This window comes from Gimesia chilikensis, assembly GCF_007744075.1.
GTDB classification, from domain to species: domain Bacteria; phylum Planctomycetota; class Planctomycetia; order Planctomycetales; family Planctomycetaceae; genus Gimesia; species Gimesia chilikensis_A.
Genome location: NZ_CP036266.1, coordinates 4,781,428 through 4,797,151 on the forward strand (window position 1 = coordinate 4,781,428; position 15,724 = coordinate 4,797,151).

At 51.8% G+C, this 15,724-nt stretch carries 14 protein-coding genes; 13 read left to right on the forward strand and 1 reads right to left on the reverse strand.

Translation table 11 applies throughout. The features are described from left to right. Positions 1–266 precede the first annotated feature (266 nt). On the reverse strand, positions 267–974 hold the full coding sequence (gene bshB1, locus HG66A1_RS17955; protein ID WP_145186938.1) for a bacillithiol biosynthesis deacetylase BshB1: 708 nt from the start codon (positions 972–974) through the stop codon (positions 267–269). Between the two features lie 217 nt (positions 975–1,191). Here bshB1 and HG66A1_RS17960 point away from each other — a divergent pair, with 217 nt between their 5' ends. The 13 genes from HG66A1_RS17960 to HG66A1_RS18020 all read left to right on the forward strand — a co-directional run bounded on the left by HG66A1_RS17960 (position 1,192) and on the right by HG66A1_RS18020 (position 15,371). Beyond that, the gene (locus tag HG66A1_RS17960; protein ID WP_145186941.1) at positions 1,192–1,485 is read left to right on the forward strand and encodes a hypothetical protein; all 294 of its coding nucleotides are present in this window, start codon (positions 1,192–1,194) and stop codon (positions 1,483–1,485) included. Between the two features lie 318 nt (positions 1,486–1,803). Beyond that, on the forward strand, positions 1,804–5,319 hold the full coding sequence (locus HG66A1_RS17965; protein WP_145186943.1) for a DUF1553 domain-containing protein: 3,516 nt from the start codon (positions 1,804–1,806) through the stop codon (positions 5,317–5,319). Between the two features lie 4 nt (positions 5,320–5,323). Next, a complete protein-coding gene (locus HG66A1_RS17970) occupies positions 5,324–6,775 on the forward strand; it encodes a DUF1501 domain-containing protein (RefSeq protein ID WP_145186948.1) in 1,452 nt (483 codons plus the stop codon). A 496-nt stretch (positions 6,776–7,271) separates the two neighbouring features. Continuing rightward, complete coding sequence (locus HG66A1_RS17975) at positions 7,272–7,859, forward strand: phospholipid scramblase-related protein (RefSeq protein ID WP_145186951.1); 588 nt, start codon at positions 7,272–7,274, stop codon at positions 7,857–7,859. A gap of 45 nt (positions 7,860–7,904) precedes the next feature. Then, on the forward strand, positions 7,905–8,087 hold the full coding sequence (locus tag HG66A1_RS17980; protein WP_232106610.1) for a DUF1501 domain-containing protein: 183 nt from the start codon (positions 7,905–7,907) through the stop codon (positions 8,085–8,087). Between the two features lie 242 nt (positions 8,088–8,329). Further along, positions 8,330–9,028, forward strand: coding sequence for a formylglycine-generating enzyme family protein (locus tag HG66A1_RS17985; protein ID WP_197996652.1), 699 nt, complete (start codon positions 8,330–8,332; stop codon positions 9,026–9,028). Positions 9,029–9,222: 194 nt separating this feature from the next. Beyond that, positions 9,223–9,954, forward strand: a complete 732-nt coding sequence (locus HG66A1_RS17990) for a hypothetical protein (RefSeq protein ID WP_145186956.1) — start codon at positions 9,223–9,225, stop codon at positions 9,952–9,954. 288 nt (positions 9,955–10,242) lie between these two features. Continuing rightward, positions 10,243–10,830: a hypothetical protein gene (locus tag HG66A1_RS17995; protein ID WP_145186960.1), complete on the forward strand. Its 588-nt coding sequence runs from the start codon at positions 10,243–10,245 to the stop codon at positions 10,828–10,830. Between the two features lie 292 nt (positions 10,831–11,122). Beyond that, positions 11,123–12,139, forward strand: a complete 1,017-nt coding sequence (locus HG66A1_RS18000; RefSeq protein WP_145186963.1) for a hypothetical protein — start codon at positions 11,123–11,125, stop codon at positions 12,137–12,139. Between the two features lie 12 nt (positions 12,140–12,151). Then, on the forward strand, positions 12,152–12,994 hold the full coding sequence (locus tag HG66A1_RS18005; RefSeq protein WP_145186966.1) for a hypothetical protein: 843 nt from the start codon (positions 12,152–12,154) through the stop codon (positions 12,992–12,994). Positions 12,995–13,093: 99 nt separating this feature from the next. After that, the gene (locus HG66A1_RS18010; RefSeq protein ID WP_145186969.1) at positions 13,094–13,960 is read left to right on the forward strand and encodes a GIY-YIG nuclease family protein; all 867 of its coding nucleotides are present in this window, start codon (positions 13,094–13,096) and stop codon (positions 13,958–13,960) included. A 77-nt stretch (positions 13,961–14,037) separates the two neighbouring features. Continuing rightward, positions 14,038–14,625, forward strand: coding sequence for a hypothetical protein (locus HG66A1_RS18015; RefSeq protein ID WP_145186972.1), 588 nt, complete (start codon positions 14,038–14,040; stop codon positions 14,623–14,625). 134 nt (positions 14,626–14,759) lie between these two features. Next, entirely contained in the window at positions 14,760–15,371 is a 612-nt protein-coding gene (locus tag HG66A1_RS18020) for a hypothetical protein (RefSeq protein WP_145186974.1), read from the forward strand. Positions 15,372–15,724 lie beyond the last annotated feature (353 nt).

A 15,724-nucleotide genomic window follows, 5' to 3' on the forward strand; every position in this document is an offset into this window, starting at 1 on the left:
TGGCACTGTGCACGCTCAGGCGGGGTGGAATAACAGACAGCCAGGTGATGCAGCACACAGTCAAACCGTGCCTGGGTACTCGACCACAGCCAGTTCAGGTGCCGTCATTCCGGAATTTTGTAAATTCTGTTTAGCAAAGTGTAACCGATGGAAGGACGAACATTCAAGGTTGAACCGAAAAACAGCCCCGATTCAGGGTGATTTCCTCGCTGGAAACCTGCGGACTCCCCAGTCGGGAGAATCCGCGCAACTATGAATGCTTACGTTCATTTCGCCGCCGATAATGGCAGAAAACATTGAATTCCGATCTCTTCACGACTGGCAAAGGGTTCACCATAGGCGCGATGAATGGTCCAGCCCCAGTAACGGGCCCGGTCTTTGATGTCATCCAGCACTGTCGGGTGCTCTTCCGAACGCCCCTGGATCATCTGGCTTTCATAGCAGCGAACCGCCTGCATTTTCTGCTCGATATGCGGTGAAATATCAAACACGAAACTCGGCTTGGGATGAATTCGCAGGTGAATGCTCCAGAAATAATAGATCTGGGGCGGCCAGTAGCGTTCGCCCGACATATCGGTTTTGCTGAGTTTCGACCAGAATCGGGCTGCATCCACCAGATGGCTGGCGGCCACGTGGTCGGGATGCACGTCTTCCCAATAGGGGGCGAGAATCACTTTCGGCTGCTGTTCGCGAAAGACTTCGGCCAGTTGTCTGCGGGCCGTCAGACTCGATTCCAGACTCCGGTTCGGCAGTTGCAGATTCTCCCGCCAGTCCAGCTGCAGGACCTCCGTCGAAGCTGCGGTCTCTTTCGCCCGGATCTCGGGACTGCCGTAAGGCGTTGGCTCACCATTGGTTAACTCCACAACGCCCACTCGCTGTCCCGCGGCTTTGCAAGCCAGAATAGTGCCTCCCACGCTGATTTCCGCATCATCGGGATGCGGGGCGACGACCAGTACATCTAATTGAGAACCCACGGATACTCCTTAAATAACAGACTCAAACGGCTCCGGACCGGACTCACGAAAATCAGGCTAGACTTGAAAACCGAAATCCTTAAAATCCCTCGCACTCTCTCTCAATGGGACCCCCGTCCCACTCACAATTCCACATCATTACTATTGTAGACCATCAATCATAACGGTCGAGGCACGCGCTGTCCCTGCCGACGATGATTGTATGGAGGATCCTCTCATGAAATCCTTTGTCCTGGCGTTGATCGCCTGTGGCCCGGTGTTTCTCTTCACCAGTGGCTGCGCACAGGTGATGAAGCCCATTTCAGAACTGCAACACGAAACCATGCGAGCCTTCAAACCCAAGCCTTTCGATTCCGACTGGAGCGGCGAAGACGAAGTCGACCAATGGGGCTATGTGGGGGAAGAAGCCCGCGGCGACCGTCCCCGTGAATACGATCCGGACCCCTGGTGGCAGAAATACGTGATGAGTTCCAAAGCACGCAGTATCGAACGGAACCTGGGAATCGATTGATCCCACCGGTCGGAGGCAGCCGGGGGCCGCTGTCTCCCCTGCTGCGGGGCGATACTTTTTCTTGCATCTGCTCGATCCATTAATTATATTAAGTTAATACAGGCAGGGCGTTTTCGTCTTGTCTGGAGTGAATTAACTTACCTGCCGTACGCTTCAGAACCGTCGGCTACCGTCAGCCTACATACCGACTGACGGACTGGTATCACCAAACCTGAACCCGCGCTGTTTGTTGTACCATTCTCTCTACCTGCGCTCAGTCTGTGAGACGCTCTCCCCGGGTACGACGGCACCGCAAATCCTACCTGAAGGTGCATACCCATGTGGAATCTCTACCTGAGAGCCATTTCTCTGGCAGGAATCCTCTTGCTCAGCGCGCACGCTGCGAGTGCCGCCCCCCCTGCGGATCCGTCCTCGCAGACCAACACACCCGAGATCGATTTCAATCGGGATATCCGACCGATCCTCTCCAAGAACTGCTTCCACTGTCACGGTCCCGATCCTGAAACCCGCGAAGCCGGCCTGCGACTGGATGAACGCGCTTCCGCCGTCATGAAACTCGAAAGCGACGCCCATGCGATCGTTCCGGAAGACGCCGCGAAAAGCGAACTCTTCAAGCGAATCACCTCCGAAGACGAATACGCGGTCATGCCGCCCCCCGATGTGGGTGAAAAACTGACCGACACCCAGATCGCGAAGATCAAAGCCTGGATCGAACAGGGGGCCCCCTATGCCCGGCACTGGTCGTTCATTCCGCCTCAGCGTCCTGCGCTTCCCGAAGTCAAACAGCAGGACTGGCCCGCGAATGCCATTGATCGCTTCATCCTTGCGCAGCTGGAACACGCGGGACTCAAGCCGAGCCCTGAAGCCGACCGCTACACACTGATTCGTCGCCTGAGCTTCGACCTGCGGGGCCTGCCTCCGACACTGGCCGAAGTCGAACAGTTCGTGAATGACAAATCTCCCGATGCCTACGAAAAACTGGTCGACCGCTTCTTAAGCGATCCCGCCTATGGAGAACGCTGGGCCCGCAAGTGGCTCGACCTGGCCCGCTATGCCGACTCAAAAGGCTACGGCTCCGATCCGCTGCGAATGGAGATCTGGCGTTACCGGGACTGGGTCATCAATGCGTTCAATCAGAACATGCCTTTCGATCAGTTCACCCTCGAACAGCTGGCCGGCGACATGCTCCCCAACCCGACACTCGAACAGAAAGTCGCGACCGCCTTCCATCGCAACACGATGACCAACACCGAAGGGGGCACCGACGACGAAGAATTCCGCGTCGCCGCCGTCCGGGACCGCGTCGATACCACGATCCAGGTCTGGATGGGGCTCACCATGGGTTGTGCCAAATGTCATACGCACAAATACGATCCGATCACGCAGAAGGAATACTATCAACTCTATGCGATTTTCAATCAGACTGCAGACAACGATCAACCGACCGATGCCCCTACCATCGCGGCTCCCACGTCGGAGATGCTCAAACAGACCGAGCGCATCGAAACCCAGATCGCGACACTCAACCAGAAACTCAAAACTCCTACCAATGAACTCGCAGCCGCACAGCAGAAGTGGGAAAGCACGCTGCACGCGAAACCCGACTGGCAGACATTGAAACCGACCAGCGTGACTTCAACAGCGAAGACGACGCAGTTCGCGATTCAGGACGACGGTTCGATTCTGGCCTCCGGTCCCGCAGCGAAAGAAAGCTACACGATCGAAACCGAGATCGATGCCCCCGCCTTCAAAGCACTGCGGCTCGAAGTTCTGCCGGACAAGAGCCTCGCGGCCAGTGGTCCGGGGCGGGCCAAAGACGGGAACTTCGTCCTGTCTAATATCAAAGTCGAGATGCAGCCGATCAAAGGCGAAAACAAAGACGCCCCCGCCCAGGGTCAATTCCTGCGGATTGAACAGCAGGGAAAAGCGAAACAGTTTCTCTCGCTGGCCGAGGTGCAGGTCTTCCAGGGAGACAGGAACATCGCCAGCCAGGGAGTCGCGACACAGTCGAGCACCGGCTACTCCGCTCCCGCGAAACTCGCCATCGATGGCAACACCGACGGCCACTTTTACAACGCGAAGTCCACAACGCATACCAACGGAGAAGTCCAACCCTGGTGGGAGCTGGACCTCAAATCAGAGACACCCGTCGAACGCATTCAGATCTGGAACCGCACCGATGGCTCGGGCGATCGGCTGGCGAACTTCAAAGTCAGCCTGCTCGATAAAGACCGCAAAGTGATCTGGCAAACCATTGTCGCGAAAGCACCGAATCCCAGTACCACGCTGTCCGTTTCGGATCGGCGGGTGATTCCTCTCAAGCGGGCCCTCGCTTCTCACTCGCAGTCCGGCTTCCCGGTGAGTGCAACGCTGGATCCCAAGAGCGGCAACAAAACGGGCTGGGGCATCGCTCCTCAGTTTGGTAAGGAGAACAGTGCCTACTTCTTTCCTGATCACGGAACCGCGCAGCCGACGGGCAAACAGCGACTGATTGTCACGCTGTCACACAATTACAAAGATCCCCAGTACGCCCTGGGACACTTCCGGCTGTTGTTCACGAATGATTCCCAGCTCGAGCCCCGGCTCAAGGTGCCCGATGAGATTCTGGCGATTGTCGATACCCTGTCAGAAGCCCGTACGCCGGCGCAGCGCGACAAGCTGGCCGCGTATTACCGTGGCGTCGCACCACTGCTCAAACCGACGCGGGACGAGATCGCCAAGCTGCAGAAGGCGAAACCGAAATACCCGCAGCTGCCCATCATGGAAGAGCTGCCGGCCGACAAGCAGCGAAAAACGCACATCATGGTGCGAGGCAGCTTCCTGCAGCCGGGCGACCTGGTCGAACCGGCACTCCTGAGTTCGTTCAACCCGGCTCCCCAGGAGACGCCTAACAACCGCATCGCGGTCGCGAAGTGGCTCACCGATCCAGCCAACCCACTGACCGCGCGGGTCGCCGTGAACCGTTACTGGTCGCAGCTGTTTGGAGCCGGTCTGGTCGTGACGGAAGAAGACTTCGGCACGCAGGGCGAGCTGCCCAGTCATCCGCAGCTGCTGGACTGGCTGGCAACCGAATTCGTTGAGAACGGCTGGGACATGAAAGCTCTGCTGAAAACAATCGTGATGTCCAACACCTATCGGCAGGCTTCGACCACAGAGCCGATTCACATTCAGAAAGATCCCAAGAACCGGCTGCTCTCCCGCGGACCGCGGTTTCGTCTGTCGGCGGAGATGATTCGCGACCAGGCACTGGCCGTCAGTGGTCTGCTGACGAAGAAGCTCGGCGGGCCGTCCGTCTATCCGGTGCAACCCGAGGGCATCTGGCGGGCCGCGTTCAACGGTCAGCGGAACTGGGCCACCAGCAAAGACGCCGATCGTTACCGCCGGGGTCTGTATACCTTCTGGCGGCGCACGGTCCCCTACCCTTCGATGGCAACCTTCGACGCCCCCAGCCGGGAGATCTGTACGATCCGCCGCATCAACACCAATACGCCGCTGCAGGCGATGATTACGATGAACGATCCCGTCTTTATCGAAATCTCGCAGGCCCTGGCTCGACGCCTGTTCGACGAAGGGGGAACGACAACGGAGTCCCGCATCAAGTATGGACTCCAGCTCTGTCTGCTCCGTCCGCCGCAACCCGAGCAGGTGCAGCCGCTGCTCGAACTTTATGAATCTGAAAAGGCCTACTATGCAGCCCATCCCGAGGAAGCGAAACAGCTCCTGGAGAACCCGCTGCATCCGCTGCCTGAAAAATATAACCCCGCAGAACTTGCAGCCTGGACCGTGATCGCCAACGTGCTGCTCAACATGGATGGCGTTCTCACGAAAGGATAGACCGATGAATTTGAAACAACAGCAACTGCAGGCGGTAACCCGCCGTCACTTTCTCGCCCAGGGGTCAACCGGCATCGGTTCGATCGCCCTCGGAGCGATGCTCGCGGAGAACAACAGTGCCGCCGCCAACAAACCGGAACAGCCGGACGCGCCGCCGTTTCGTCTGCCCGCGAAAGCCAAACATGTGATCTTCCTGCACATGGCCGGTTCGCCTCCGCAGCAGGAACTGTTTGACTATAAGCCGGAGCTGGTCAAACGCAATATGCAGCCCTGCCCCGATTCGTTCCTGAAGGGTCGCGGCTTCGCGTTCATCAAGGGACATCCCAAGATGCTGGGGACGCCCTACAAATTCAAACAGTACGGCGAGGGTGGCACCTGGATGAGCGAGCTGCTGCCGAATTTCCAGAAGGTCGCCGACGACGTGGCCGTCATCAAGTCGATGCATACCGATCAGTTCAACCACGCACCCGCCCAGCTGTTCCTGTATACCGGTGCCCCCCGTTTCGGCGGGGCCTCGATGGGGTCGTGGATCACCTACGGTCTCGGTTCGGAAAACAAAAACCTGCCCGGGTTCATGGTGCTGCTCAGCGGCGGCAGCGATCCGAGTGGGGGGAAGAGCCTGTGGGGGAGCGGCTTTCTGCCGTCCGTCTACCAGGGGGTGCAGTGCCGGACCAGCGGCGATCCGATTCTGTACGTCTCGAACCCGAAAGGGATCAACCGGGAGGTCCGTCGGCGGAGCCTGGATGCACTGAAGAAGCTGAATGAATTCGAGCTCAAGCAGTTCGGCAACCCGGAAACGCTGACCCGCATCAACCAGTACGAGCTCGCGTTTCGCATGCAGATGTCGGTTCCCGAAGCCGTCGATCTGACCAGCGAAACCAAAGCGACGCACGAACTCTACGGCACGACCGGCGGTGCGCCTTCGTTCGCGAACAACTGCCTGCTGGCCCGCCGAATGGTGGAACGGGGCGTGCGGTTCATCCAGCTGTTCGACTACGGCTGGGACATGCACGGCACGAGCAAGGGGAACGACCTGATCACCGCGGTGCCGAACAAAGCCAAAGACATCGACCGTCCGCTGTACGCGTTGATTACTGACCTCAAGCAGCGGGGCCTTTTGGATGAAACGCTGATCGTCTGGAGCGGCGAATTCGGCCGCACCTCGATGAACGAAGCCCGCAACGGTTCGACCTACCTGGGCCGCGACCACCACCCGCACTGCTACACCATCTGGATGGCCGGCGGCGGCATCAAAGGCGGCGTCTCCTACGGCGAAACCGACGAACTGGGCTACTTCGTCACCGAAAAGAAAGCCAGCGTCCGCGACCTGCAGTCAACAATCCTGCATCTGACCGGGTTGGATGCCCGCAAGCTGAAGGTGCCGTATCAGGGGTTAGATCAAAGACTGATTGGACCGGCGGATGAGGATCATTTGCTGGAAGGGGTGCTGGCTTGAGGAATGGATGATTTTCTCATCATTCGTGCCAGTTCCAAGTGAGTACTCAGGCAATATTAAAAAACAATTTCTTCCTTTCCCCATGTTAACATAACAGGAAATCGGAATGATGATATCGCGCACGGCAAATTCGGACTCAGTCTGTGGTCCTCAGGGCGGATATCGAGCGTTTCAGTAACAGTCCGAGAATTCGAAGGTTTCTCGAAGTAGTTATCCTGTGAAATGTAGCATTGCTTAACTCCTGCAGGGTTGTTGGACTGACGCTAGTTTCAGTCAGTCAGTGGGATGTCTTTTTGATAAGCTTCATGATCCGGATCCGCTGGCTTGTTATTCCACCTGACCAAGCGGTAGACAGCATACTCAACAAACGCTACCATGGGTACAATTGAACGCCTTCTTGGTTTGTTGAGAAAATGCGGATTGGCTCCTTCGCGAAGTCGGACCACTTGAGAATGCGATTCAGATCATTTTCCGTAAATCCATGGGTAAAAAAAGTATGCACGACGTATTGAATCGCAATTTGTATCTCGTCAAAGAACACGTGGGTATGTTCAAGGCGGCCAACAACTTTGATATATACGACCCGGAAACGGGTGAAATGATTCTGGAATGCCGCGAGAATAATCTGGGGACCTTCACGAAGATGCTCCGCTTCACAGACTATAAGCGGATGACGCCTTTCGATATTCAAATCCGCACGCCGTCGGGTGAGAAAGTCATTCGTATCTCGCGCGGAGTTTCACTCTTTCTATCCACCGTCGCCGTATTCGACAAAAACGACACGTACATCGGCGGCTTCAAAGAAAAGTTTTTCTCAATCGGCGGTGCATTTCATGTTTTAGGGCCGGATGACAGCCCCTTATGTGAGCTAAAAGGGAAATGGACCGGCTGGAACTTTCACTTTATGAAAGATGGCGTCGACTTCGCGCACGTCTCGAAAAAGTGGTCTGGGATGGGAAAGGAATTCTTCACCAGTGCCGACAACTATGTACTGGAAATGTTTGACACGATACCGCAGGACAATCCGCTGCGGCAATTGATTATGGCTGCGGTAATGTGCATCGACATGGTGCTGAAAGAGTAGCAGCCGCATTATTGACGGATGAGGGAAAAGGGCGCAGCCCCTGAATTGGCTGCCGAACTCGGCGACTTCGTCACCGAAAAGAAAGCCAGCGTGCGGGACCTGCAGTCAACGATCCTGCATCTGACGGGTTTGGATGCCCGCAAGCTGAAGGTGCCGTACCAGGGGTTGGACCAACGGTTGATTGGCCCGGCGGATGAGGACCATTTGCTGGAGGGGGTATTGGCTTGAGGGGGTGACAGTTGTTTTTTACCCACTGAGAGCTGAGACGACTTACGAATTCTAATTAAAGAGAAAGTAGTGATGTGAAATCCCCAGGGCCACTGAAATATTCACTGTTGAGTTCTCACATTGAATGGGTATTACATATCACAGTACTGCTGTTAATATCTTCCGTTTCATATTGTCTGGCGGAGAATGAAGCCTCTCCCCGGACGTCTGGTACTGAAAAACGGTTCAAAAATAAAATCGGCATGACGCTGGTAAAAATTCCTGCGGGTGAGTTTTTGATGGGGTCGCCTCCGACAGAAAAGTGGCGGAGCGATGACGAACAGCAACACCGCGTGCGAATCACCAAGCCGTTTTACATGGCGACAACCGAAGTTACCCAGAAACAATGGAACGCCGTAATGGGAACGGAGCCGTGGAAAGATAAAAACAACATCCGGGAGGGTGCCAACTTTCCAGCCGGTTTTGTGAATTGGAATGAAGCAACCGCATTCTGCCGCAAACTGAGTCAAAAGGAAGGTCGCACCTATCGCTTGCCGACCGAAGCAGAATGGGAATATGCGTGTCGAGCCGGCTCCACAACGAAATATTGTTTCGGGGCGGACGACAAGCACCTCGGAGATTATGCCTGGTATGATGAAAACACATACGATGTCGACGAGTATTACGCACATCAGGCAGGTGTGAAGAAAGCAAACCAGTTTGGTCTGTACGACATGCATGGAAACGTATTCGAGTGGTGTCGAGACTGGTATGATGAAGATTACTATGAAAAATCTCCGCCCGCAGATCCACAGGGGCCTTCCGCTGGCGCTTTCCCCATTTTCCGGGGCGGCTCCTGGTATGGTTTCCCGCGGATCTGCCGTTCTGCCTACCGCAGTGGAGGCCCACCCGGTTATCGAAACTTCAACGTGGGTTTTCGAGTCGTCTGTGAGCAGGATTAACCACAGGAGGGCTTAACGGTTCTTACTCTTTCATCTGACCGGGTTGGACGCCCGGCGTAAGAGGATCATTTGCTGGAGGGGGTGCTGGCTTGAGGACAGGGCTTCTGATTCATTCCAGGTTGGGAGCTAAAATCACATAACAACGTCTATTTCCGATAAATCGAATACCGGAGTCGAACATCAATCAAAGCGAAATGGTTTCTGCCAAATCTGGATCGTCTTTGGAAAGATCTCTCCTGCGATCCACGGCTGCCATTGCACTGATCGTGTTCGGGGCAGCCATGGTGTTCGTCTCATTCGAGTTGGTATCGAACCGATTCGGTAATACCGATACGCTGGGCCTCTTTTTGTTCGGTCTCGCAGGATGCATTTTCGCAACCGGCGTTGCTCTATTCTTTCTCCGTCTTCCCCATGCGATATTAGTGGGCATCATTGCCGCCCCTTTGTTGGTTGTACTCCTGTTTGTATTGTTCTGGGTGACCTTATTTACCACAGTATTTCAAAACCGTCATCATCAGGCTTTTGCTGCCAACGGTGAGGCACAGATTCAGCCCGCCCGACAGATGGACGAAGAATTCGATGAATGCCATCATTACATCACATACGGTAAAGATAGTCCGTTGTTTAATTCGGTCGCCTACTTTGGTGACCGCTATCAACTGACAATGCAGGTCCCGGTAAACATCAAATCCAAAATGTCTGGATCAGTCACAGGTGAACCGAAATTCTATCTCAATGAGATCGAATCAATCACTGTTTTCCCATCAGGCGGGGTCAGTACATCCTATTCTCGAGATCTCCATTTCGGTTCAGCGGAATGGCAAAAGGTCTTCGAAAGCAATGGTGACTTCAGTACAATAGGATTTGACATAAAACCAACTGGTGTCGCCAACTTTCAAAAACACGTTGATGCGTCACGGCCTTAAACCAATACGCTATGGTTTTCACTGTTCTCCATGTGTGGTACTAAGTCTTTTCCAGTTTTGAGGTAGTTCGGATTATCAGTAGGCCCGTTAGCTGGTTGCTCACTGCCGTTGGCGCCAGGCTACCTCATTTCTGAATGAAGTTTTAAAGTGGAACAGAACAGTTCAAAGGGGCCAGTCCCCGAACCATCAGCAAAGACGAGAAAATAGAGTCTCGTCTCTTTTTTCAATGAGACCTTACCTCTCTATTCTCCCAGTTCTGCCACTCAGCTCGACCAAAGGAGACCGACGATGAATCGACACATCACCTTCGTTATTGTCGCGGTGGTCGCAGGCGCGGCTTCCGTATTCTCGAATGCTGAAGAAGAGACGCGAAAATCCGAGATTGCCACGTTCGAATCGGTGCAGCAAAACAGGGACTATCGCGTTTCGCTGCTGGGCATCACCAAAGGAATTTCGTTTGTGGATTCGCAAGCTCTGATTGACGAGGGCGGCCGTCCTCCCGGAAACAACGCGGTGCCCTGGATGCGCGTCGTCGCGGTCATCGAAAAACTCACAGACAAAGACGAAACGTGGGGCTTCAACGCGGAAACAGCGGATGGCAAACCGCTGGTCGGCAAAGTCAGAATTGAATCGAACGGTCGCGTCATCGGAAGTCGCAGCAATGGCATCACCGAAATGGATTGTAATTCTCCGCAGCTGCCCGCCACCACCTTCCCCGTCGGATTGCCCCAGGATCTGAATGAGCAACAGTCCAAGGTCTACTCCTTCACCTTGTCCGGCAAGTTCCTGCCTGCGGAAACAGTCGTGCTGCGATTTACCTTCGGCGATGCAAAACACCGCCGCGAACTTGTGTTTGAGGATGTCCCACTGCCGTAGGCAGTTGTGTATTTGACCAGGTTGGATGCGAGGAATCTGAAGGTGCCGGACCAGGGGTTAGATCAGAGATTGATCGGACCGTCGGATGAGTATCATTTACTGGAAGGGGTTGAAGAATTACAGGAATATATAAAAACAATCCCAACTTGATGCGACGAGCCCTAAGATGCTAATATTCACTATTCTTATCGCAGTATGTTTTCAAGCCTAACATACAAGGCTCTTCTCTTCTCATTTTTTTCTTCATAATTGATTCAACACCATTCTTCCTACTCTTCAAGGCTAACTGCAATTGAAAATCGATAAAGAGCTCATCAGTGTTGATTTCGAGAAGTGCTCGGAACTTAGTCAGTATTTACTTTCAGTTCAGATTCCCCTTGATCGAGAAGAATCCACACTACCGTGCCTTGATCCCATATTAATAGGTAATTTCTACTTATTGTTAGTAGCAATCTGTCATCAAACATCTCCGCTAAATAAATCTCCACTCAAAGGGATCGTAGATGGTAAAGAACTAAAAGGATGGGATTACCTTTTCAAAAAGCTTGAACAAGAAGCATCACGAAATCCCAAACTCCTTCTCGTAGATTCTTGGGTTTCATTCTCTCCAGAATATTTACAATCACTTTATCATGATGATCAATTTGGAAACAGTCTTTCAGATCCTATTGGCAGAACTGCTCTGATCAATAATTTAGGATCTGTTATGCTAGCCCAAGGCTGGAACTCTCTAGAAGATATTTATCTTGAGTGTGGAAGACAGGTAGCCGAAGGTTATCCGAATCTGCTTGGTCAACTAACCCTATTTGAAGCTTTTCGTGACCCTGTCAAGAAAAAATCTTTTTTCCTGTTATCCCTAATGCGAAATAATGGACTTTGGAATTACAGAGACGAAGAGAATTTAGGTCCCCCTGTTGATTATCACGAGGTGAGAGGCCATCTACGTATCGGAACTGTAAAAATTCTCGACTTGTCATTGCACCTTAAAATAATGAGTCAAGAGCAAGTTTCAGAGAGAGAAGATATATTTATTCGCCAGGCAGTTGTTGACGCGATAATGTTAATCTCAAAACAAACAGGCATGACCCCAAGTCAGTTGCATTATTTATTTTGGAACATATTTCGCTCTTGCTGTACCAGAGAAACCCCTCACTGCCATAAATGTCCACCTGAACCTCACCTACCAGAGAGATATCAACATCTCGCAGATCAAGGTTCTGAAACTCAATGTCCTTTTAGCAAACATTGTGATAGTGCAGACAATACTCAAAAATACATAGAACACATCTTCGTAACTGATTTCTATTAGGATAGTGAGAGAATGAATGATGCTACTGTAAAACCACACTCCAATATCAAGGATGAGACTTCATTACATTCTGAGTTTGTTGGAATGCTTTTCGCGCTAGCCATTGCGCAAGTTGCAGTTGAATCAGCTGATTTAGTGAATCATAAATTTTATTCTTTAAAATCGGATTTCTTACCAGCATTTTCACATCTTTTTTTAGCAACAACCATTATTGGATCCAGTTGGATAGGATGGAAATCATCTAAATCCAGCATGAGTAAAATTAATAACATTTTCACCTTGAATTCAATTGAATTACTTATAGATGTATTTCTAGTTGTTTGTTACTTCATCATCGTCAAATCCGTCGAAACCATTTCTCCTCTAGGACACTTTGTACCCTCCGCGAAACCCGAGGTTCTATGGACAACAGTCATTCTTACCACTTATTTTTTGTGGGATCTATTGACAAAACTATTTAAAAAAATTGAGCTAGCCCCACACTCAGTTGAAGGCCCCACACTCCAAAATAAAAGCCAAATAGTCCAAAAGGTTTGCTCATGCCCTATTATCATCCTTAAAAAGCTATGGTTATGGGTTACCAAATGGGAATGGAAATCATTCTTAAACCGCGGATGGGCTTCATTCGTTTGTTCCTTTATGTCGATACTAGCCTTCTATTTTTTACCCCTAGAAACCACAAATACACTCACCATCGTTTTCATAGACCTCGATCTATTCTTTCTGATCCTTACATTTAGGGCCATGAAGTTAGAGGACTTCGATAAGCTCTCTACTTGTCAACATGTCGGATGGATCACACTACTGGTCTTTTTTTTGGGACTAATGATATCCCTCCACTTACTGCCTAAGTAGTCATATAAAAACATAAGCATAAAACACTCGTCTCCTCAAAAGATTTACTAAATACGATTTTCAACTCATAACTTTTTTGACAACTGAATTGGCATCTTCATGGGACGCAAATTAACAATTTATATGCTAGATGGTTCTGCCACGGGTCCCAAAACAATAGAGATTGGTAACTGGTCAGGAAAGGCAATATATTGCCCAAGAGCAAAACTAAAATCACTACTCTCACGACAAGAATTTGATTCACCTGGAATTTATTTCTTGAGAGGACAAAGTGAATCATATGAATTTGATGAATCTATCTATATTGGTGAGGCTGAAGAACTTCGCGCGAGGTTAAAACAACATATTGCAGATCGTGATTTTGATTCCGTGATATGTTTTCTAAGTAAAGACGAAATGCTAACCAAAGCGCATATCAAATACCTTGAAGCAAGACTAATCTCACTATCGAGAGAGGCGAATAGCTCATACGTCGAAAATAGCAACACTCCTAAGGCTTCTCGAATCTCAGAAGCTGACATATCTGATATGGAGTATTTCATAGAGCAAATTAGATTAATTCTACCAACAGTAGGATTAAATTCTTTGGTTGTCGCTGCCCCTCACTCAGTCCAATCGGTTTCAACAGAGGACAATGATCCCACTTATCGTATAAAATCCAAATCTCTCAATGCCACTATGGTTGAAACAGATGGAGCATTTGTAGTTAAAGCAGGTTCTCAAGCTAATATATCAACATCAAATTCAATCTCTGAAGGCTGGTTGAAAATTCGCAAAAAACTGCTGGAAGCGGAAGTCTTAAAGAAACAAGGAAAATATCTGGTGTTTACTGAAGATGCGAGTTTTTCATCACCTAGCGCGGCTTCTTCTGTAGTACTAGGCCGTCAGGCTCCCGGTCCGGTTTCCTGGTTGAATCAGGATGGCATAACTTACAAAGAAGTTCAGGAAAGCCCTAACAATATTTAAATTGTTATAGCCCCTGAATTGACTGACAAGACGAGATTTTCAGGCTGTTTTCTTTCCAGTTAAAAAGAAGTGCCCCAATGCCATCAAATAAAGAACAGCGACGTCACGCGGCACAGCGTGAGAGGGAGCGGCGGGCTCAGGAAATTGAATCGCAGCGACGGCAGGCGGCGGCGAATGTGAACTGGGGGTCTGCGATGACGCTCCTGGATGGTGAACTGCGTGAGCAGATTATTCGGCTCGGTGGGCTGCCGGTGGAGCCGACGGGGCAATCCGCTATCGAAATCCTGACGCAACAGATCAAGTGGCCGGCGGGTACGTTTCGTTCCTCCGAAATCCGTTTTCGTGAACTGTATGCGGGGATCGGCACTGTTGAAATGACTGATACTCAAATTCAGGATTCTGTGCTGGTGTGGTGCCATGACTTCGAATTTGCGATGAACGGCAGCTTCTACCCTGACTGGCAAGCTGACTTCACAGCGGTTGATTCAGCTCAGTTCGTCCCCTTCGGTGCAGACGCACATTACTTCTACCTGATTGGTGAGAATCCGCAGGATCCCACGAACCCGCTGGTTTACTCGGTCGATCACGAAACGACGTTCGAGGAACCTTACAATAGCGAGGGGACGACCGTCCTCAGTCTGTTGGAATTACTGATCGCGAATTGATGAGAGGTTGGAACGGAAAAGTGGCAGGCAGCGATACTATGCACTATGCGACTTTCACAGTTGGACAAGCCAACTGTGCCACCCGCCGGGACTGACAAGAGGGACCCCATGCTAATTCAGCCTCAGGAACAAACATGAACGCATCGGACCACAGCCATCCAGATCACTCTGCCAGGCCGCTGGACTTCTCCCCTGCCGATCCTGCTACTCCCGGTGTCATTCAACGGGCGGCAGAGATCCTGGGGCGGAAGCCTTCCTGTCTGGACCGGCGCAACTATCAATGTCGACTGCTGGCGGCGGCCATTCATGAGCCGACCGGACGCCTGGCTTACCTGGAATCGCGGGAGAAACTTCACTGGTGGGCCTTCAGGACGACCGTGATGATCAAGGTCCATCTGCGGGATGGGAACGGCAAGGACCGGTCTGTTGACATTGAAACTTACAATCCGTTCTTTGGCTGTACGGTCGACATGCTGGAATGGATCGATGAGACGGCCGTGCTGATCTACCAAGAGAAACATCATACCTATGTCTGCACGTTCGGCCCGCACTGGCCGCCACGATTTATCGCCATCGAGGATTACTGGATTATCAAAGACGGTGTGCTCGGCTACCGGGGGTATCAACAGAACGAGGTCCAGCGTCTTTCGGTTCCCGATTTGACGCCGCTGGAACCACTGTCGCTGACAGAAGCGGAAGAAACTGGACTGGTGCCTGTGGATGTGTATGATCAGAATGAGGAGTGACGCTGGATTTTTTACAGTGGGACCAGCCCACTGTGCCACCCGGATGCGGTGGAGGCTGGTGGCTTTGCACTTTATCAATCGCGGCAGCTGCGACCTCCTGCTCGCTGCGCTCGGATCGAATTGCATTCGATCCCACCCTCTTTCTCTGAAGATTTTTACTGGTTCCGTTTCACGTTTACTCTTTTTCGTTCGCTGCCAGGCGGGCCGACACATGGGTCGGCCCCTACTACTGCTGTGCCCGGATCCACTCTCCGTTCTGTGGTGAAGGGCTTTGATTTCATCATAGTGGGACCAACCAACTGTGGTCCCCGTTGCATCCAGAGCTTGTGATACCAATTCAGGATACAGTTGGC